This window comes from Bacillus sp. AR2-1 (assembly GCF_008368755.1).
In the GTDB taxonomy this organism is placed as follows: domain Bacteria; phylum Bacillota; class Bacilli; order Bacillales; family Bacillaceae_G; genus Bacillus_A; species Bacillus_A wiedmannii.
Window position 1 is genome coordinate 64,585 of sequence record NZ_QORY01000018.1, and the last position, 20,122, is coordinate 84,706.

Genomic DNA, 20,122 nt, shown 5'->3' on the forward strand with positions numbered 1-20,122 from the left:
TTTATATCAATTTAATTAATATTTATTCTCAATTAAGGTTGTTAGAGAATTAAAAGGTAGTTTTCATGTAATCGATTTTCAACGAGTATGTAAAAGAGTAGTGCGTATGTTAGAGACATGGTGTAAGTATAAATTGTTAGGAAGGGAATATTTCTTAGAAGTTGTGGATTTGAAAAGGGATTGCTTATTTCTATTTTACAAAGAATTGTGCGATAAATAAAATAAAATGAATTAGAATCTTTTTGAACATTTTTTGTCATCTAAAATATATAATTAGGAAGCATATTGCAGTGATATAGAAACATTGACTCAAGATGTTAACAAGATATAATAAAATCTAGATATACCTTTCAAAAAGAAGAAGATATAATATAGGATAAAAATTTTTCAACCTATTATTTTTTATAGCTTTTAGAAAACGCTTACAATTAGTGTGGAGGGGAAACCATGTCTAAGTTCACAAAGTATTTTTTAATGGAAGCTAACGATGTGATTGTATATGTGAAAGAGAAATTATGTGAGTTTGAGGATGCAAAGGGGTTACAGTGTAAAGAAATAGGCGATGGTAATTTAAATTATGTATTCCGCGTTTGGGATGAGCAGAAGAATATTTCTGTCATTGTAAAGCAAGCTGGGGATACAGCAAGGATTTCAGATGAGTTTAAGTTGTCGACGAATCGTATTCGTATAGAATCAGATGTTTTGCAGTTAGAGGAGGAGTTAGCACCTGGGCTTGTTCCAAAGGTATATTTGTTTGATAGTGTGATGAATTGTTGCGTAATGGAAGATTTATCAGACCACACAATATTACGTACAGCACTTATAAATCATCAAATATTTCCGAGGCTTGCTGACGATGTAACGACTTTTTTGGTAAACACACTTTTATTAACATCGGATGTTGTAATGAATCATAAAGAGAAGAAGGAGCTTGTAAAAAACTATATAAATCCTGAATTATGTGAGATTACAGAAGACCTCGTATACGCTGAGCCATTTACAAATCATAATAAGCGTAACGAGTTATTTCCGCTAAATGAAGGATGGATTAGAGAGCATATTTATAGTGATAAAGAGCTTCGTATGGAAGTAGCAAAACGTAAGTTTTCTTTTATGACGAATGCACAGGCACTTATTCATGGTGATCTGCATACTGGTTCCGTTTTTGTGAAAAATGATTCCACGAAGATTATTGATCCTGAGTTTGCCTTTTATGGACCGATGGGATATGACGTTGGGAATGTAATGGCGAATTTAATGTTTGCTTGGGTGAATGCAGATGCGACTATGAAGCCTGGGGCTGAGAAAGATGCGTATATGGGTTGGCTACAATCGACAATGGTAGAGGTAATTGATTTATTTAAGAAGAAGTTTTTAAATGCTTGGAATATTCATGTGACCGAGATTATGGCGAAGGAAGAAGGCTTTAACGAAGTATATTTACAATCTGTATTAGAGGATACAGCTGCAGTGACGGGCCTTGAGTTAATTCGTCGTATTGTTGGGCTAGCGAAAGTAAAGGATATTACTTGTATCGAGAATGAGGAAGCACGTGCCAGAGCAGAACGTATTTGTCTTCAAGTAGCGAAGAAATTTATTTTACGGGCTAATCAATATAAAACAGGCACAAGTTTTGTAGAAACGTTAAAAGAACAGTCAATGCACTACGCGAAGTAAGGGGAGAAGATGATGGAAGAGCAATTAATACCCATTCAGTGGAAAGATGATTCTTTAATTTTATTAGATCAAACATTATTACCGAATGAGGTTGTCTATGAATCTTTCAAGACAGCTGAAAGCGTGTGGGATGCCATTCAAGTAATGAAAGTAAGAGGAGCACCAGCGATTGGTGTTTCGGCAGCGTATGGTGTGTGTTTAGGAATAAAGGAAGTTATTCAAAGTAAGATGGAAGACTTTATAGAGGAAGTCAAAAAGGTATGTGCATATTTGGCAACATCAAGGCCAACAGCAGTAAATTTATTTTGGGCACTTGAAAGAATGGAGACAGTCGCGACAGAGAACTCACATTTATCAATCGGCCAGTTGAAAGATAGATTACTAGAAGAGGCAAAAGAGATTCATAGAGAAGATGAAGAAATTAACCGTCAAATCGGAGAACATGCATTAACGTTATTCCATGATGGAATGGGAGTGTTAACACATTGTAATGCTGGTGCGTTAGCGACGACTAAGTATGGGACTGCGACAGCTCCAATGTACTTAGCGAAAGAAAAAGGATGGGACTTAAAAATCTTTTCGGATGAAACACGTCCTAGATTACAAGGTTCAACGTTAACAGCATTAGAACTACAGCGAGCGGGGATTGATGTTACTGTCATTACGGATAATATGGCAGCTATGGTCATGTCACAAGGGAAGATTGAGGCGGTAATCGTTGGGTGCGACCGTGTGGCAGCAAACGGTGATGTAGCAAATAAAATTGGGACATTAGGCGTATCTATTTTAGCAAAATACTACAACATTCCGTTTTATGTAGCAGCACCAACACCGACAATCGACTTAAAAACACCGACAGGAAAAGAAATTCCAATCGAGGAAAGAGATGCTTCTGAAGTGATTAATCGCTTCGGACAATATTCTGCTCCGAAAGAAAGTAAAGTATATAATCCGGCATTTGATGTCACACCACATGAAAATGTAACAGCGATTATTACGGAAAAAGGGATTGTAAAAGCACCGTTTACGGAGAACTTAAAAAAGCTATTTCAATAAGTAGATAGATTTAAAAAGTCAGTCATCATAAGCTTCATACTTAGGGGGATGTATATGTTATTACAAAAAGAAAGAGAAGAAATTGTAGCGTATGGAAAGAAAATGATTTCTAGCGGTTTAACAAAGGGGACAGGCGGCAATATTAGTATTTTCAATCGTGAACAAGGTCTTGTTGCGATTAGCCCAAGTGGTTTAGAGTATTATGAAACAAAACCTGAAGATGTAGTTATATTAAACTTAGATGGTGAAGTGGTAGAGGGAGAGAGAAAACCGTCAAGCGAGCTCGATATGCACCTTATATATTATAGAAATCGTGAAGATATAAATGCGCTTGTGCATACACATTCACCTTATGCGAAGACAATTGCATCATTAGGGTGGGAGCTTCCTGCTGTATCATATTTAATTGCTTTCGCAGGCCCGAATGTACGCTGTGCACCGTATGAAACATTTGGTACGAAGCAATTAGCAGATGCTGCTTTTGAAGGCATGATTGATCGCCGTGCCGTTTTACTTGAGAACCACGGTTTAATTGCAGGTGCAAATAACATAAAAATGGCGTTTACTGTTGCAGAAGAAATTGAGTTTTGTGCGCAAATTTATTATCAAACGAAAAGCGTCGGAGAGCCGAAGCTATTGCCAGAAGATGAGATGGCGAATTTGGCGAAGAAGTTTGAAGGGTATGGGCAGCAGTAAATGAAGAAACACCCTCAAGATTTCACTCTTGAGGGTGTTTCTATGCCTTCTTAAGCAACAAATACATAAAGTAAGGAGCACCAATTAAAGCAACGACAATACCTGCTGGGATGCCATTAGGATCAACGATGTTTCGTCCGATTGTGTCTGCTAATAGCAATAGCCATCCGCCGATTAAAACGGCGATAGGCATGAAAATTTGATGTCTTGGACCTACTAAAGATTTCGCGATATGAGGAGCCATTAGTCCGATAAAGCTAATTCCTCCTGTTACGGAAACAGCTGCAGCTGCAAGCGCAACGGCTGCAACTAATAAGTATCTGCGTTCTTTTTCAATTTCAATTCCAACACCGATTGCGACTGGCTCGTTTAATGCTAGAATGTTTAATCGATTTGCTTTATAGAAAACGAACGGAATTAATACGATTAACCATGGGAGCATTGCTAAAACGAAGATCCAGTCATCTCCCCAAATATTTCCGGCAATCCATTTTGAAATAAAGTCCACTTTCATACGATCAGCGGATGAAATAAGGACAATCATCATTCCAGATAGTGCAAATGCAAAACCGATACCAGTTAATGTTAATCGTATTGGCTGAAGTCCAGTTGATTTACTATATGAAAATACGTAAATTAGAACAGCTGTCAGAAAAGACCCGATAAATCCAACGACAGGTAGTAAATAAAGGAATGAACCTACATCTATTGGAAAGTATAAAAAGAAAATAGCAACAGCAACACCGGCCCCAGAGTTGATTCCGAGAATACCAGGTTCAGCTAAATCATTTCGAGTAATTCCTTGCAGAATAGCCCCTGATAAAGCGAGAGCCATACCAGCTAATAATGTAATAACAATTCTAGGTAGTCTTAAAGAGTATAAAACAAACTCCTCTTTAAAAGTCCCCTGTCCCATTAATGTTGGGAGTAGTTGATCATAAGATAAAGATGCTGAACCAAGTCCCATTCCAACTACAATGGTGGTGATGGTCAGTATTAGTAAAGCGAGTATAATAAGACGTTGTTTTCTTAGAATAGATTGCATCATGAGAATGTTTTTCCTCCTTTACGTACAACGAATAGGAAGAATGGCAGCCCTACAATTGCGACAATAGCGGCAACTGGTGTTTCGTATGGAGCGTTAATAGTACGTCCGATTGTATCTGCAAGTAGCATAAAGGAAGCTCCAGCAATTGCTGACATCGGTATAACAAATCGGTAATCTGGACCGACAATTGGGCGTACCATGTGAGGTACCATTAAACCGATAAATGCCATATTTCCGACAAGCGCTACAGAAGCACCAGCAAGTAAGATAATAATGATAAATAGAATGGTTTTAATAACAATAATTTTTTGACCTAGTCCAATAGCCACTTCTTCACTGAAACTAAGAATTGTCAATTTTTTTGCTAGTAAGATAGCGATAAAGATACTAATTGAAATGACTGGAATAATAATTTTTAATTGGCTCCAAGTAGTTCCAATTACGCCCCCAGCAGTCCAAAGTGATACATCTTGTGAAATTTTGAAGTAAATGCCGACTCCTTCTGAAATTGCGAGTAGAAATGCTGAAACGGCAGCACCGGCTAATACAATTCGAAGAGGGGATAGCCCGCCTTTTTTCACCATACCAATTCCAAATACCATAATTGCGCCAATTGCAGCACCAATAAAGCAAGCAAATGTTAAGTAAAGATAGCTGATGGAAGGATTGAAAGCAAGTGTCAGTGCAAGCGCAGCATTTGCTCCACCAGATAGCCCTAATAATCCAGGATCTGCAAGTGGATTTCGTGTTAATCCTTGCATAATTGCTCCAGAAACAGCAAGTCCAGCTCCTACAAAAATAGCAGCAACTTCACGTGGCAAACGTATTTCGCGAATAATAGATATTTTGTCCCCTTTAGCGGAGGAAGTAAGTGCTAACCATACGTCTTTTATTGAAGTATCTGCAGCACCTAATACCATTGCTACCATAAAAATAAGAAAGAATGCAATTATGCTCAAAATTAGTTTGTATGTAAAAGCTATAGAACGTGGATTGTCGTGATCTTTTGTCATTCGTTTCACATCTTTTCTGTTCATAGAATAAAGGAAGAGGAATTCTTAAATTAAGAATTCCTCATGTTTGTATTATTTACCAAGAAAGCTTTTCTTGAAGAAGTCTAGTTGGAAATCTAATGTAAGTGGATCATTGAAATAGAATTCCATCATGTTTGCTTCGTATACGCGATTATTTTTTACTGCTGGGATGTTTTTATATGATTCTGTCTCTTGGAATGAGTTATCAGTATCTTTGTTTTTACTTACGATTAAGTAATCACCAGCAAACTCAGGTAATACTTCAGTAGATAATGCGTAGTAACCTTCTTTTAATGCTTTTTCTTTTACTTTTTCAGGCATTTTTAATTTCATTTCTTGGTATAGAATTTCTGTTCCACGGCCCCAGTTTTCGCCGTATACATAAAGCTGTTTGTTGAAGTTTTCTACAACAGAAACTGTTGCATCTTCACCGATTTTTGCTTTAATTTCTTTACCAGCGTCCTGTGCACGTTTCTTGAAGTCATCAACCCAAGTTTTTGCTTCTTTTTCTTTGTTTAATAATTTACCGATTTCTAAATGCTGTGTTAAGTAATCAACTTTTCCGTAAGTGTACGTTACAGTAGGAGCGATCTTCTTTAACTTATCAACATTTTTAATATTTGATAAACCAATGATTAAATCTGGATTTAGTTCAGCGATTTTTTCAACGTTTTCATCTGATACTTCAGCAACATCTTTAAGTTTGCTATCAAAGCGTGGGTTTTGTTTAGACCATGAATCTACCCCAACAAGATTTACATCTAATGACATTACGTTACCAGCGAATGATGATAAAACAACAACACGTTTTGGATTTGCAGGAACTTCTACTTTACCATTTTCAGATTGGTATGTAATTGTTTCTGATTTACTACCTTTTGCATCGTTCTTTTTGTCTGTAGAGCCATTGCTACAAGCGCTCATAACAAGAACGAAAAGAACTGTTAGTGAAATAAATAACTTTTTCATTGTCTTTCTCCTTTAACATAGATGATATTTGTATATAATAATTTGTTTAACTGCAATCTTTTTGAAAGAGTAGTGGTAATGCAAAATGCTTATTAAAAATCTTGAATATGAGATTCTACAATATAGTATTAACCATATTAATAAAAGAAGATGTAATCTCAAATTTACTAATTATTAACAAAATGATAATGATTATCACTATTGATTCTTTAAATAATATAATTTTATATAGGTGTATTGTCAATAGTAATTTTGATTGTAAATTTTGCGGAAACAGGTTATATTTTATTGAGAATGATAATCAATGACTAGTAGCTGAGGAGTGACACGAATGAATCAAGAAGAATTGTTTGATGTAACTGTGATAGGCGGAGGGCCTGCAGGGCTTTATTCAGCTTTTTATAGTGGACTCAGAGAGATGAAAACGAAAATAATAGAATTTCAACCACAGTTAGGTGGAAAAATACATGTTTATCCAGAGAAGATGATTTGGGATGTAGGAGGGCTGCTGCCAGTTACAGGTGATAAATTAATTGAACAACTTGTACAGCAAGGGCTAACATTTAAGCCAGAAGTGGTATTAAATACAAAAGTAGAATCGATTATTCGTAACGAAGATGGCACTTTTACGTTAAAAGCAAGCACTGGAGAAGAACATTTTTCAAAAACAGTTATCGTCGCAACTGGAAGTGGTATATTGAAACCTCAAAAGTTATCAATTGAAGGTGCTGAGCGATTTGAAGTATCTAATTTAAATTATACAGTGAAATCTTTAAAGCGTTTCAAAGGTAAGACGGTCATTATTTCCGGCGGAGGAAATTCTGCTGTTGATTGGGCAAATGAATTAGAACCAATTGCGAAAAAAGTGTATGTAACATATAGAAAAGAAGAATTATCTGGTCATGAAGCACAAGTAAAACAACTGCTGAACAGCTCGGCGGAGTGTTTCTTTAATACATCGATTACAAAACTCATTGCTGGTGATAATCATGAAGCGATCGAATATGTAGAATTAACGAATCATGAAACAAGTGAAATTTCACATTTACCTATTGATGAAGTGATTATTAACCATGGATATGAACGTGACATTACGTTATTAGAAAATAGTGAGTTAGACGTTGCAATTATAGATAATTATTATATTGCAGGTAATGCGAATAGTGAGTCCTCTGTAGATGGATTATATGCTGCGGGAGATATTTTAAAGCACGAAGGGAAATTACACTTAATTGCGGGAGCATTCCAAGATGCTGGAAATGCTGTAAATAAAGCGAAACAATTTATTCAACCAGATGCAAGTGAGTACGGAATGGTTTCTTCGCATAATGAAGTATTTAAGAAGAGAAATCGTGAATTGATCAAGCAGATGATGAAATAATAAAGTTAAACTGTAATCAGTGGGGCTATTCCCAGCTGAGTATGGCCGCGCACTAATAGCGGGATAAAGAAACAAGTAACCCCCATTTACTTCTCTTCTCGAGTGACGAGAGAGGTAAATGGGGGTTTTCCTGTTTACTATATTTTCAATCATTGTAATGACACCGGTTTCATCAGTTCATGTGATATGAACGTTTTATTTGTAAATCTTCCTAGAAAACAATGAATCTATGTTTTACTGCGGCAGAACAGTATTACATTATGCTGTCCCTTTAGCTCGTTCGTTAGGAAATGGCATATTTAATATGGAGGCAATGTACTGTTTTCCATGCATTCGAGCTAATGATTCTAATATTTGACGGACGCGTTTTGTAAGATGTCCTTGTTCCTTTATAGCTTCACAATATGCGTCATAGAAAGCGTATTTAGCCCAAAGGAAATCATCTTGTTGGAATAAAAAATGATTTTTGTACCATTCCCCAATTGTATGGTAACAATTGTTTTCATGTATTGCTGCGCTTTGAGAAAGAATACGATCAGATAAAGATGTAGTTAAATGAGAAATTGTGTTTTCTGTTTCAAATTGTAATGTTTTTTCTAACATTGTAATGATGTGACGAGTAGCCATATGTTAACTCTCCTTTGTGTAAATGGGTAATACCATTCTATATTTAAAAAATCCTTACTATATTATTATACAATATATGGAATGCATCCACCTTCTTTTTAAATTGCATTTACAAAATCTTTTTTATTTGTTTACAAAAATAAAGTAAGATACAGTATATATGAAAAAATAATAAAGGAATGAACGCGTTGTATATAACAGTAGAAGAAGCTGCGGAGTATTTGAATTTACCAAAGTCGTATATTGAAGAGCTAATTCAGCAAAAGAAAATTCGTGCACTATTTGATGGAGAGCAATATTTATTAAATAAAGAACAATTCAATACACATTTAGAACAAATGGAGAAATATAAGCAATTAGTGGAAGATATATTGAATGAACCAATTCCAGAAGATATGGATGTTAAAGACGAAGATTAAACTATGGGAAATCCCGTATGAAGATATGCAGAAATGTATCTTCATACGGGATTTTTTGTTTAAAGATATTAAAAGCCTAAGGAGCGTTTAGCATTTCTTCGAATTTTGATAGGTAGTAGTCTACCATGTTAAAAGCATATTTTTTTCTAGCTAGGACAAACATAGAGAACGTAACCTGTACAGATACATATACTATCAGTGCAAATGCTTATAAATTAATGGAAGGGGTTTTCTCGTGAGTTTATTTCATTGTGATTTTTTGAAAGACTTAATTGGATCTTTTGTGAGAGTAAACAGGGGTGGTCCAGAATCTCAAAAAGGAACAATAATATCAGTATGTCCGGACTACTTCGTATTGCAGAATGAAAAAGGTGAGCTTTATTACTATCAACTTAGTCATCTAAAAAGTATTACAAAAAATGCGAAAGACTGTGGATCAAGTGATTGCGATTGGGAAGATTGTGCATGTGCAGAAGACTTTGAAGCACTACTTCAAAGCTTCAAATATTGCTGGGTGAAAATTAATCGCGGTGGTCCAGAGAAAGTAGAAGGCATCTTACAAGATGTTTCGTGTGATTTCGTAACATTGATCGTAAAAGAAGAAATTATATTAGTTGCAATAAAGCATATTAAAAGCGTTAACTATAATGCATTAGCATGCGGAGAGAGCGATGAGAGCGACGATAGTAGTAGTAAGGAAAGCAGTAGCAATAATTCAGGTCGCGCTCGTGCACAAAGACAATCAAGTAGAGGAAGATAATAAGAAAGGGGGATACGAAATTGGAGAGCATATTATGCTGTGAGCAAATTAAGTGTTTAGTCGGTGAGACTGTAAAAGTAAATCTTCGTGGACCAGAGAGTCGAGTGGGGGTACTTGTATCGTTAGGAAGAGATTACCTTACATTACAACTTCCTCTTGGTGAATTAGTATATTACCAACTAAAGCATGTGAAGAGTCTAGTTAAGAAAGTGAAAGAAAGTAAATGTGGCGATTGCTATGTTTCAAGTTTCTGCTCTGATGATGATACTTTTGTCGATGTATTACGTGACTTGAAGTATAAGTGGGTAAAGATTAATCGTGGCGGTCCAGAATGTGTAGAAGGTTTGTTAAGTGAGGTACACCATGACTGTATTACACTAGTAAACTGCGATGAAGTTATTTATGTAATTAAGTCTCATATTAAGAGTGTGAGCCAAGTAGTGAAATGTAAAAAGAATGAAGAAGAATAATGTTTGATAAATAAGAGGGGCATTATGGTTGAAGGTGAAGAACGATTTCTTATTTCGGATAGTATGAAAAGGAAGTCTTTACTATTAAGACGGAACATTGCCCCTGATTATTTTTTTGAATGGAGAATAGGAAAGCAAAAAATTTATAGGAAGGAGGATATAGATGAATGAGTTAAACAAAAGTATTGGAGAAAATATATATGTTAAACTAATCGGTGAAAAAAGATTTAAAGGTGTATTAATAGACGTAGGAAATGATATTGTTGTTCTTTACAATGGACAAGACTACGTATATATATCTTTATACCATGTACAATATTATAAATTTTTAAGACCATATGATGAGGAAATATCAAAACCAGATGTTGACTCTGTAATTAAGAGGGAATCGCCTTCTATTTCTTTAAGAAAAGTATTAAGCACTTCTAAAGGGATTTTTACAGAGGTTTATGTAGCAGGAAATGCTCCAATACATGGTTATGTTACAAGTGTAATGAACGATTATATTGTTTTTTATAGCCCAGTTTATAAAACAGTATATATATCTTTAAAGCATTTGAAATGGTTAATTCCGTATAAAGAAAACCAAGTCCCGTACGCCCTCAATAAAAATGAACTCCCCGTGAATCCATTAAATATTACGTTAGCTAGAACATTCGAAGAACAGCTTATTAAAATGTCCGGCAAAATCATGGTGTTCGATTTAGGTGAGGAATCTAATAAAATCGGAAAGATGGCAAAGATTGATGAAGGGCATATTGAAATATTAAAAGCACGTGATGCAAAAATGTATGTGAATATTCAACATGTGAAATCTGTCCATTGTCCGTAATCTAGTTGAAAGGGCTGGCTTTTTCTTTTATATGCAGAAGAAAAGGTCGAGCCTATTTGTTTAGCTCGATTTGAATATGAGAGGGAAAATGAATTGAATATAAATGTGTTAGTGTGACCTTTGAAGAGGAAATCTTGTGCAAAATTATAAAAAATATGTACGAGCCATTTTTTATATATTCAATTTATTTTTTTGTGGGAGAACTGCTCAACTAATATATTAAAGGGGTTTTGTTTGTGGAGCAGTTTCCAAATTCGTTATCGATTACATTACTTGGTAGTGCTGGTGGAGCAGCAAAAGCAGTTTTAGCAATTTTAAATCAAGCGATAGCAAATGAAAAAGACCCGATTTATGAAGCGATAAAGAATGTTACATTTCATTTGGTTGACATAAAACAAAAAGATAGGGCTTATTATGGTGAGTTGTTTCCAAATTTGAAAGATCAATTGTTTTTATATGAAATTGACCTTCAAGATGTAGTGAAATTCAAACAACATTTGAAAGAAAAAAGCACGGGTGTTGTTATTGATGTTTCGGGGGCAGATACAATCAGAGTATTAAGTTGTTGTAATGAACTTGGAATTTGTTATATTAATTCAGCTTTGGAAAATGAGGAAGTAGATCAGGACGATAGTTTAATCGGTTTTCAGCTTACGGAAAGATATACGAGGTTTGAGAAGGAGAAAGAGAAATTTACAAATACAAAAGCAATTATAGGCTCAGGTATGAATCCAGGTGTTGTTCAATGGATGGTTGTTGAACTTATGAAGGAACGTCCAAAGGAAAAGCCAAGAGCATGTTATATAGTAGAACATGATACGTCATTTTTAAATGATACAGCACTTATAAAGCCTCATACACTTTATGCTTCATGGGCAGTAGAGCGATTTCTAGATGAAGCGATATGGAGTTATCCGATGTATATGAGTCATCATCGTCCTCTTTATTTTTATGAAGATGTATATGCTTCAGAGTATAAAGTAAAGTTAGGAGAGAAAGAGTTTTATGGCTGTTTAATGCCACATGAGGAAGTTTTAATTTTAGGAAAAAACTTCAATATGGAAGTGGGTTTTCTTTACCGAATTAATGAGTATACGACTAATGTAATTAGACAGAACTTAGATCAAGTAGAAGATTTATGGAGTTGGAATCGTAAAGTATTTAATCCAGCCGAAGAAGAGATTGCCGGCGAGGATCTAGTAGGTGTATTACTCGTTTATGAAAATAGTGAGACATATATGTATAACGTGATGAATAGCAGTCAAGTTTTTCATAAATATAAAACGAATGCGACTTACTTCCAAGTAGGATGCGGAATTTATGCTGGCTTGTGTAGTTTACTGTTCGATAACTTTAAACAAGGTGCCTATTATGTAGAGGAATTATTATTAAATACAGAGAGTAAGTACGGAGAATATTTGAATTTATATATGAAGGATTTTGTAGTGGGCGGAAATGACTTTACGGATGGATTGCTACATGATCGGGTAAGATGGATATAAGTTGTGACGAAAAGGAAGGGGAAATCTCCTTCCTTTTCGTATGATAAGGTTACATCTTACCCTGAAAGCAATTTCATACTTATAATTTAAGGAGATAATATGTAGAGCTTTTGTATTGAGTATGAGGAGTATTTATATGAACAAATTTAAAAGCTTGATATATGAGGAAAGAGAAGCTTTTAAATTATTTAAAAAAATTAACGGATTTGTTAGAGAAAATCGGTAAAGCTTTTTACAAAACAAAGGAGAATGGTACGGGACTTGGGTTAATGATTACATATAAAATCATTGAGGAACATCAAGGAAGTATCGCGATTCAAAGTAGCATGGGAATAGGAACGAAAGAGGAAATTTTTTTACCGACAGCATAATGTGCTAGAGAAAAAATTTCAGAAAAGTGTTCTTGTTGTGTAAATATAAACATTTTATAAAATGTTTCAAGAAGGGTTTTTTTTATAAAATACTTCGTTTATAATGGAGGAAAATATCGACATGAGATTTGTTATTCATGTAACGGTTCGGTAGTGTTAGAGAAAGAAGGGGTGCACGCGCATCCTTTTTTCTATGCAGATATTATGAAAGAGGTGGTATGATGGAATTAACATTAAATTCGACTGTATGTTTACACACGATTCAATTTCGAAAAGAGCAAAAGAATTATATTGTAAAAGATACAATTACAGGAGAAAAATATGAAATGCCGCCACTTTGGATTGATGCATTGGCAATGATGCGTGACGGTTTTTTATTGGGGGAAATTGAGGAGAAATTAAAAGAAGAGTATCCAGACGAAGAAATAAATATGTTAGCATTTACGAGGCAACTGTTAGAGCTAGAGCTTGTCGGAATGGTAGATGGCGAAGAAATAGCTTGTACAAAGAAGAAAGAGAAAGATTATTTAGCTTGGTTACGTCCTCGTGTTGAGCAATTCTTTCTTAGTTTAAATAAAAAAAATAGAAGCAAAGGTCAATGATGATCTTTGCTTTTTTGTATAGTTTGTTTAAAAAATTACAGCGAATGCCCTTGCGAAAGCACCGTCGCTATCTTTAATTTTTAAAGGTGCCGCTGAGAAAAAGAAACGTTTCGTGTTAATTGCATCTAAGTTTGTTAAGTTTTCGATTAAATAAATATTATTCCCAAGTAGTATGTGATGAATTGGCGATGTTTCTGTCGTTACCTCATCAGGAGAGATGAAATCTAAACCGACAGATTTTACTTTTAATTGAACTAGTTCTTCAGCTAATTCTTCAGAAAGATAAAAAGCTTCTTTCTCATATGCTTCTGTATTCCATTTCGTAGATAGATTGGAATGGAAAATGACAATATCACCTTCTTTTATGTCAGCGTTGTGTAATACTTCTTTAGGTAGTTTTCGTTCTTGTACATGAGTTACATCAATAAGAACAGCTTCGCCTACAAATTGATCTAGGGGTAATTGATCAATAGTCGTTGCGCCTGAAATGAAATGAGCAGGAGCATCACAATGCGTGCCAACATGAACGACAGAATGAAAATCTGTAACTTGATAGCCTGTCTCTTCAACGCTTGTAATGGCTCCTAAATTGATTTTTGGTGTTCCAGGGAATTGGGACATATTGTTTTCAAATGTTTGTGATAGGTCAATTACTTTCATTTTAAATACCTCCAATATATGTTTTGAAATAAAAAAACTCACCTTTCATAATCAAGAAAGATGAGTTTTGTACACAATAGTTACGTTTTATCTTTCAAAATGCAATGCATTTTGCAGGAATTAGCACCTATTCAGTTTGTATAAACTGAGGTTGCTGGGCGTCAAAGGGCCGGTCCCTCTGCCTCTCTTGATAAAGACATATTAAGTTTTCGTTTCTGAATATTCACTACTTTTAAATTGTAATTCATTTCCTTTTTTCGTGCAATACAAAATAGGTATTCACCCAAATAAAGTTGCTCGCATATTGTAGCTTATGTAAATAGAATGCTGCGAAGGAGTGAGTGCAGTGACAGGGAATGTATTGAATTATTACGCTGGTGGAAATACAGCTAGAGGATTTCATAATTTATACGATGAGAATTTAAAAGGGCTAAACAGGTTATTTATTTTAAAGGGTGGTCCTGGAACCGGGAAATCTTCTTTAATCAAAGCAATAGGTCGCGAGTGGGTTGAAAAAGGATATGATATTGAATTTTTACACTGTTCTTCTGATAATAAATCGGTTGATGGTGTAATTATCCCGAAGTTAAAAGTAGGAATTGTTGATGGAACATCACCGCATGTTATTGAGCCGAAAATGCCAGGAGTTGTCGAAGAGTATATTAATTTAGGGGTTGCTTGGGACTCAGATAAATTAAGAAAGCAGAAGGTGGAAATTGAACGATTTGTTTCAGAAGCAAGCAAGGCTTTTCAAACTGCTTACGCTTGTTTTAACGAGGCACTAGTTATACATGACGAGTGGGAGAAAATATATATTAATAATATTGATTTTAATAAAGCAAATGAACTAACCGATCAGCTGATTCAGAAGTTATTTACAGATAAAGGTGGGAAACAATCGCTTGTGAAACATCGGTTTTTAGGGGCAGCTACACCGAAAGGAGCAGTTGATTTTGTTCCTAATTTAACAGAGGGATTACCACATCGTTATTTTATAAAAGGACGCCCAGGATCTGGGAAATCAACAATGCTTAAAAAATTAGCTAAGGCAGCAGAAGAAAAAGGATTTGAAGTTGAAGTATATCATTGTGGATTTGATCCAAATAGTCTTGATATGGTTATCGTAAGAGAATTAGGGTTTGCAATTTTTGATAGCACCGCACCACATGAATATTTTCCGAGCCGCGAAGGTGATGAAATTATAGATATGTATGCCTTGATTGTGACACCAGGGACAGATGAGAAGTATGCGACAGAAATTCGTGACGTGTCGATTCAATATAAAGCAAAAATGAATGAGGCGATGTCTTTCTTAGCGAAAGCGAAATCAGTTCGTGATAAATTAGAACGAATATATATTGCTGCTATGGATTTTTCAAAAGTAGATGCATATAAAGAGGAGATTCAAAAAGAGTTTGAACGAATTGCGGTTAGTGTAACAGAAAAGAACAAGTAAAAAATAAAGGATTTTAGTAGGCTGTCGGGAATTTTCTGACAGCTATTTTAGTATGTAGTAAAATTAGCAGTATATTTGTCGAATTTCCAAGGAAATAATCAAAAAACGGAGAGGGTATGAAATGAGAGAGAAAATTAGAGTGGAGTTAGCAAGAATTGAACAAGAGAATGATGTGAAAATTTTATTTGCAGTGGAATCAGGGAGTCGTGCTTGGGGATTTCCATCGAAAGATAGTGATTATGATGTTAGATTTGTTTATATGCATCCGGTAGAGTGGTATTTATCAATTCATGATAAACGAGATGTAATTGAGTATCCGATTAGTGATGATTTAGATATAAGCGGGTGGGATATTAAAAAGGCGTTACAGTTATTCGCAAAGTCAAACCCAGCTTTACTCGAATGGATTCGATCACCGATTTTCTATTCGAAAAACTCTCATTTTCCAGAACAGCTTCAGCAAATGAGTGATAAGCACTTTGATCCAAAAGCAACGATATATCATTACTTACATATGGCTTCAAAAAATTATCGTGAATTTTTGCAAGGTGAGAACGTAAAATTGAAAAAATACTTTTATGTATTGCGTCCGATTTTAGCTTGTAAGTGGCTAGAGGAGAAAACAACTTTACCACCTGTAGAATTCGATCGATTGATTACAGAATTATCGTTAGAACGTAGCGTATTAGATGAAATTGAACAGTTGTTAATAAAGAAAAAGGCAGGTACTGAATTAGATGTTGGATTAAAAATTGAGGTGTTGAATCAATTTTTAGAAGAACAAATTCATTACTATCAGCAATATGTAAAAGGAATTGAAAAGGGATCAGGAATCGATATTGAGAGTTTAAATACATTGTTTCGAGATATGTTGTTTGAAGTATATGAAAAAGGGCACAAGTGAGTTTGTGCTCTTTTTTTATTTTGTAGGAATAAAGAAAACAGATATAGCTGCAAGAAGACCCGCGAATGAGAATAAGTAAAAATTCCATGCTAAGTCATATTGCATTGTCATAATAATACCGACAAGAATAGGACCAGCAATCGCACCAACTCGGCCAAGTCCAAGTCCCCAGCCTAAGGAGGTAGCTCGGATATGGGATGGGAAGTATTGTGTTACATATGCATTTAATATTTGAGTAATACCGACTGATCCAATTCCAGCAAGGCCGATTAAAAGATAAATGATTGTAACAGATGGTTTAATTGTTAATAGTCCAATACATATAGCTGCCATAAGATAGGAGATGCTAATAACAATTTTAGCCCCTATACGATCCGCGATTGCTCCAGCAAATAATGCACCGATAGCGGCAGTAATATTTAGCATAAGTAAAAATGATAGACTAGATCCAAGAGGGTATCCTGCTTGGCGCATCATCTGCGGTAACCAAGTGTTTAAACCGTATATTAAAAACATTCCCATTATATAAGTAATCCAAAAAAGCAGCGTCGCTTTTATGTACTCTTTTGAGAATAACGTAAGAAATCCATTTTTCTTTCGTATATTAGGTGGGGCTTGATGAGTTTCCTCTTTTGCATTGAATTCAATTTGAAAACGATTAAGGATTTGTTCCACTTCTTCTTGTCGATTACGTGATAACAAAAATTGAATGGATTCAGGTAAATAACGAATGATGAAAGGAATGAGGAGTAGTGGAATCATTCCGATGCCAAACATAATTCTCCATCCGAAATCTTCTAACATAAACATAGACAAAATAGCACCTAACACGATACCTAAAGGATAGCCAGTAAACATAAGAGCATAAATAAAAGATTGTCGCTTTTTTGGTGAATATTCAACAGTAAGTGCTGAAGCTGTTGGAATAACACCGCCTAATCCGATTCCTCCGATAAATCGAGATAAACCAAATAATTCAGGGGAAGGAGCAAGTGCAGCAAGGCCCATTGTGATGGAGAAAAGTGCTAAACAGCATATAAGCGTCCATTTTCGTCCAATTAGATCTGTAATGGTTCCAACTAGAATAGCGCCAATAAACATCCCAAATAAAGCATAGCTAGCAATTGTACCAGCGTGTGCCGGTGAAAGTGCCCAGCTTTTGTCTTCTAGGAGCTTTGGCAGAACGGCACCGTAAATACCTAAATCATATCCATCAGCTAGAATGGCTAGCCAACAAATAAAAACAACAAGTTTTGTAATAGAGCTTGAAAAGATAGTTTTTGTAGATTCTAGATGAGGTGGAGCTGAAGTTTGCATAGTATTCCCTCCTTTTATTTATAGATAAATATATTATTTTATTTGATGTTAATATTTCCCTTCTTATGTCGAAGTTTATCTGAAAAGGTTTTATAACAAATAAAGAAGTTCAACATGTTGAACTTCTTTATTTGTTTACTCATTATCAACTCGTTTTAACGGTTGATCTGATGGTATTTGATGTTAATATTTCCCTTCTTATGTCGAAGTTTATCTGAAAAGGTTTTATAACAAATAAAGAAGTTCAACAGGAATCCTGTTGAACTTCTTTATTTGTTTACTCATTATCAACTCGTTTTAACGGTTGATCTGCTGGACCTTCCATAACATCTCCCTCAATTGAAAAGCGGGAACCATGGCAAGGGCAGTCCCAAGTACAATCACCATTATTCCATTCAACTTCGCAGCCGAGATGTGTACAAGTTGTATCGACAATATGTAATTTCCCATCTTTGTCCTTATAAGCACCTGCTCGTTTCCCATTAACATGTACGACAGATCCTTCACCAACTTCGAGATCTTCTGGCTTACGTAATGCGGTTTCAATCTTTCCTTCAATTAAATGTTTCGCAACATCAATGTTCTGGGAGAGGAATGTTTTTATATCTGGATTTGCATGGAAGCGTGATGGTGCATACAGCTCCTTATAGGGATTGTGGACTTTTAGAATGGAGTCCTTCAGTAAATGAGCGGCAGCAGTTCCAGTTGTCATTCCCCATTTACGATATCCAGTTGCAACAAATATATTTGGATTTCTTTCGTTAATATGTCCGATATAAGGAAGCTTATCTAGCGTGATTAAATCTTGTGCTGACCATCTATAGGGAACTTCATCTACTCCAAACGTTGCTTCCGCAAAAGAATACAGTGCTTCGTAATGAAGCATCGTGTTTATTCCTTGTCCTGTTTTATGACTTTCTCCGCCAATTAAAATTAATTGTTCTCCATTGTTTGTTGTATAGCGTAAGGAGCGTTTTGGATCATCAATACTTAAATACATGCCACCTGGATAATCTGTTTTTGCTTTAATGGCAAGAGCATAAGAGCGTTCTGCGTACATTCGTGTAAAGAAAAAGCTATTCGCATCATAAAAAGGAAAATGTGAACAAGAGACAACATATTCACAAGTGATGCGATGTCCGCTCTTTGTAATGATTTGTGGATAATCACCCTTTTCCACATCAATAGCTGTTGTTTGTTCATAAACTTTTCCACCCATCTCTACAAACTTTTCTAAAAGTGTTTTCAAATAAAGGAGGGGATGGAATTGTCCTTGGTTTTTCATGACAAGTGCAGATTGTACTGGAATCGGAATCGATAGAGATTGAACATAGTCACAAGGTATATTTAATTTTTGATAGGCTTCATATTCTTTTGATAAACTTCTTAATCCATTATCAGTAGTTGTATATAAATATGAATCTTCATTTGAGAAATTACAGTCGATTTTATATGTTTTCACCGTCTCATTTATAAATTGTAGAGCATGATTATTTGATTCATAGTAAAGCCTCGCTTTTTCCAAACCAAAATGATTTATTAATTCATCATAAATAAGATCGTGTTGTGCTGTTACCTTTGCTGTTGTATGCCCAGTCGTTCCATTTAAAATAAGACCAGAATCAATTAAAACAACATCGATGCCTTCTTTCGCAAGTAAATAGGCAGTAGTAATACCTGTAATACCGGCACCGATAACGGCAACTTTTGTCTTTATATTTTCAGATAAAGGGGGAAAAGCAGGGATTTGAGTAGATTCAATCCAATAAGATAATGGGAATTGTGGAAATGTATCGCTTGTCATTATAGAAACCTCCCGATTTTAGAACAATTTTCCTTTTAATATTTCCATAAGATATGAAATTCATGTGTGCTGTTTTAGAGAGAGCCTATTTTTATTAAAAGAAAGATAAAATTATTTTAATATAATTTTGGTGTTGTCGGTATGAAGAGATAGGAGTTGTGCAAAGCTAGATTCAGGTGAGTTTATTTGTTGTTTACACAGAGAGTTCTTGAATAAGATAGAGTCTATAGTATGTCAGCATATATATATGCATAATGGGTAAAACCTTATAAAATCTATGTTTTTTCTTTAGTGGAATAAAGTATGATTATAAAAATATAACCAACTTTTATTACTAGGTCATAAAAGTTGTTGACAATATGGAAATTCTATTGATATGATTCATCATGTGGAAAGGTTGATAGAGAGTAAAAAGAGAAATGTTTTTCATTGATAATAAAAGCGAAAAGATAAGTGACGATAGAGTGAGTATATTTTCCTTATACATAGATGCTTTTTAATCAGCTAGTAAAATCAATCTGGAAGCAAGAATTGATA

At 34.9% G+C, this 20,122-nt stretch carries 19 protein-coding genes, 1 pseudogene and 1 riboswitch; of the genes and pseudogenes, 13 read left to right on the forward strand and 7 right to left on the reverse strand.

Features of this window, described 5'->3' with window-relative positions:
• Window positions 1-447 precede the first annotated feature (447 nt).
• Genes mtnK through DT250_RS21045 form a run of 3 tightly spaced genes read left to right on the forward strand, consistent with a single transcriptional unit; the run spans window position 448 to window position 3,429 of the window.
• Window positions 448-1,677 carry an S-methyl-5-thioribose kinase gene (gene mtnK, locus DT250_RS21035; RefSeq protein WP_088061569.1) on the forward strand — a complete coding sequence of 410 codons (1,230 nt, stop codon included), beginning with the start codon at window positions 448-450 and terminating at the stop codon, window positions 1,675-1,677.
• A gap of 12 nt (window positions 1,678-1,689) precedes the next feature.
• A complete protein-coding gene (mtnA, locus tag DT250_RS21040) occupies window positions 1,690-2,733 on the forward strand; it encodes an S-methyl-5-thioribose-1-phosphate isomerase (RefSeq protein ID WP_141542812.1) in 1,044 nt (347 codons plus the stop codon).
• Between the two features lie 54 nt (window positions 2,734-2,787).
• Window positions 2,788-3,429, forward strand: a complete 642-nt coding sequence (locus DT250_RS21045) for an L-fuculose-phosphate aldolase (protein ID WP_000926561.1) — start codon at window positions 2,788-2,790, stop codon at window positions 3,427-3,429.
• Between the two features lie 40 nt (window positions 3,430-3,469).
• Here DT250_RS21045 and DT250_RS21050 read toward each other — a convergent pair whose 3' ends face one another.
• From DT250_RS21050 to DT250_RS21060, 3 genes are read right to left on the reverse strand one after another with little or no spacing between them, the layout of a single operon-like run.
• Window positions 3,470-4,477, reverse strand: coding sequence for a FecCD family ABC transporter permease (locus DT250_RS21050; RefSeq protein WP_149213678.1), 1,008 nt, complete (start codon window positions 4,475-4,477; stop codon window positions 3,470-3,472).
• A complete protein-coding gene (locus tag DT250_RS21055) occupies window positions 4,474-5,514 on the reverse strand; it encodes a FecCD family ABC transporter permease (protein ID WP_142293504.1) in 1,041 nt (346 codons plus the stop codon). Before DT250_RS21055 ends, DT250_RS21050 begins: the two co-directional genes overlap by 4 nt.
• Window positions 5,515-5,562: 48 nt before the next feature.
• Entirely contained in the window at window positions 5,563-6,480 is a 918-nt protein-coding gene (locus DT250_RS21060; protein WP_000732569.1) for an iron-hydroxamate ABC transporter substrate-binding protein, read from the reverse strand.
• Window positions 6,481-6,811: 331 nt separating this feature from the next.
• On the opposite strand from DT250_RS21060, the gene DT250_RS21070 reads away from it, so the two are divergent.
• Window positions 6,812-7,861 carry an NAD(P)/FAD-dependent oxidoreductase gene (locus DT250_RS21070; RefSeq protein WP_001070939.1) on the forward strand — a complete coding sequence of 350 codons (1,050 nt, stop codon included), beginning with the start codon at window positions 6,812-6,814 and terminating at the stop codon, window positions 7,859-7,861.
• A 258-nt stretch (window positions 7,862-8,119) separates the two neighbouring features.
• Here the strand turns inward: DT250_RS21070 and DT250_RS21080 are convergent, their stop codons facing one another.
• A complete protein-coding gene (locus DT250_RS21080) occupies window positions 8,120-8,488 on the reverse strand; it encodes a hypothetical protein (RefSeq protein ID WP_046953739.1) in 369 nt (122 codons plus the stop codon).
• Window positions 8,489-8,667: 179 nt separating this feature from the next.
• On the opposite strand from DT250_RS21080, the gene DT250_RS21085 reads away from it, so the two are divergent.
• The 7 genes and pseudogenes from DT250_RS21085 to DT250_RS21115 all read left to right on the forward strand — a co-directional run bounded on the left by DT250_RS21085 (window position 8,668) and on the right by DT250_RS21115 (window position 13,444).
• Complete coding sequence (locus DT250_RS21085) at window positions 8,668-8,907, forward strand: helix-turn-helix domain-containing protein (protein ID WP_002006755.1); 240 nt, start codon at window positions 8,668-8,670, stop codon at window positions 8,905-8,907.
• 235 nt (window positions 8,908-9,142) lie between these two features.
• Complete coding sequence (locus tag DT250_RS21090) at window positions 9,143-9,667, forward strand: spore coat protein (RefSeq protein ID WP_088061576.1); 525 nt, start codon at window positions 9,143-9,145, stop codon at window positions 9,665-9,667.
• A gap of 20 nt (window positions 9,668-9,687) precedes the next feature.
• Window positions 9,688-10,137, forward strand: coding sequence for a spore coat protein (locus DT250_RS21095; RefSeq protein WP_088061577.1), 450 nt, complete (start codon window positions 9,688-9,690; stop codon window positions 10,135-10,137).
• Window positions 10,138-10,300: 163 nt separating this feature from the next.
• Window positions 10,301-10,969, forward strand: a complete 669-nt coding sequence (locus DT250_RS21100; RefSeq protein ID WP_001004279.1) for an LSm family protein — start codon at window positions 10,301-10,303, stop codon at window positions 10,967-10,969.
• A gap of 236 nt (window positions 10,970-11,205) precedes the next feature.
• Window positions 11,206-12,471 (forward strand): S-adenosylmethionine decarboxylase related protein, encoded by a 1,266-nt coding sequence (locus tag DT250_RS21105; RefSeq protein ID WP_088061581.1) that lies wholly within the window; start codon window positions 11,206-11,208, stop codon window positions 12,469-12,471.
• 209 nt (window positions 12,472-12,680) lie between these two features.
• Window positions 12,681-12,842: pseudogene (locus DT250_RS21110) on the forward strand (ATP-binding protein); the annotation flags it as partial.
• Between the two features lie 221 nt (window positions 12,843-13,063).
• On the forward strand, window positions 13,064-13,444 hold the full coding sequence (locus DT250_RS21115) for a hypothetical protein (protein ID WP_000424111.1): 381 nt from the start codon (window positions 13,064-13,066) through the stop codon (window positions 13,442-13,444).
• Between the two features lie 27 nt (window positions 13,445-13,471).
• Here the strand turns inward: DT250_RS21115 and DT250_RS21120 are convergent, their stop codons facing one another.
• Window positions 13,472-14,104, reverse strand: coding sequence for a cyclase family protein (locus DT250_RS21120; protein WP_046958871.1), 633 nt, complete (start codon window positions 14,102-14,104; stop codon window positions 13,472-13,474).
• Between the two features lie 84 nt (window positions 14,105-14,188).
• Window positions 14,189-14,301, reverse strand: a riboswitch (SAM riboswitch).
• 149 nt (window positions 14,302-14,450) lie between these two features.
• On the opposite strand from DT250_RS21120, the gene DT250_RS21125 reads away from it, so the two are divergent.
• Both DT250_RS21125 and DT250_RS21130 read left to right on the forward strand, forming a co-directional pair.
• Complete coding sequence (locus DT250_RS21125; RefSeq protein ID WP_000147454.1) at window positions 14,451-15,560, forward strand: PRK06851 family protein; 1,110 nt, start codon at window positions 14,451-14,453, stop codon at window positions 15,558-15,560.
• Between the two features lie 121 nt (window positions 15,561-15,681).
• Entirely contained in the window at window positions 15,682-16,464 is a 783-nt protein-coding gene (locus DT250_RS21130; protein ID WP_088061585.1) for a nucleotidyltransferase domain-containing protein, read from the forward strand.
• Window positions 16,465-16,479: 15 nt separating this feature from the next.
• Here the strand turns inward: DT250_RS21130 and DT250_RS21135 are convergent, their stop codons facing one another.
• The gene (locus tag DT250_RS21135; RefSeq protein WP_097889287.1) at window positions 16,480-17,781 is read right to left on the reverse strand and encodes an MFS transporter; all 1,302 of its coding nucleotides are present in this window, start codon (window positions 17,779-17,781) and stop codon (window positions 16,480-16,482) included.
• 277 nt (window positions 17,782-18,058) lie between these two features.
• Complete coding sequence (locus DT250_RS21140; RefSeq protein ID WP_088061589.1) at window positions 18,059-19,585, reverse strand: FAD-dependent oxidoreductase; 1,527 nt, start codon at window positions 19,583-19,585, stop codon at window positions 18,059-18,061.
• Window positions 19,586-20,122: the final 537 nt, after the last annotated feature.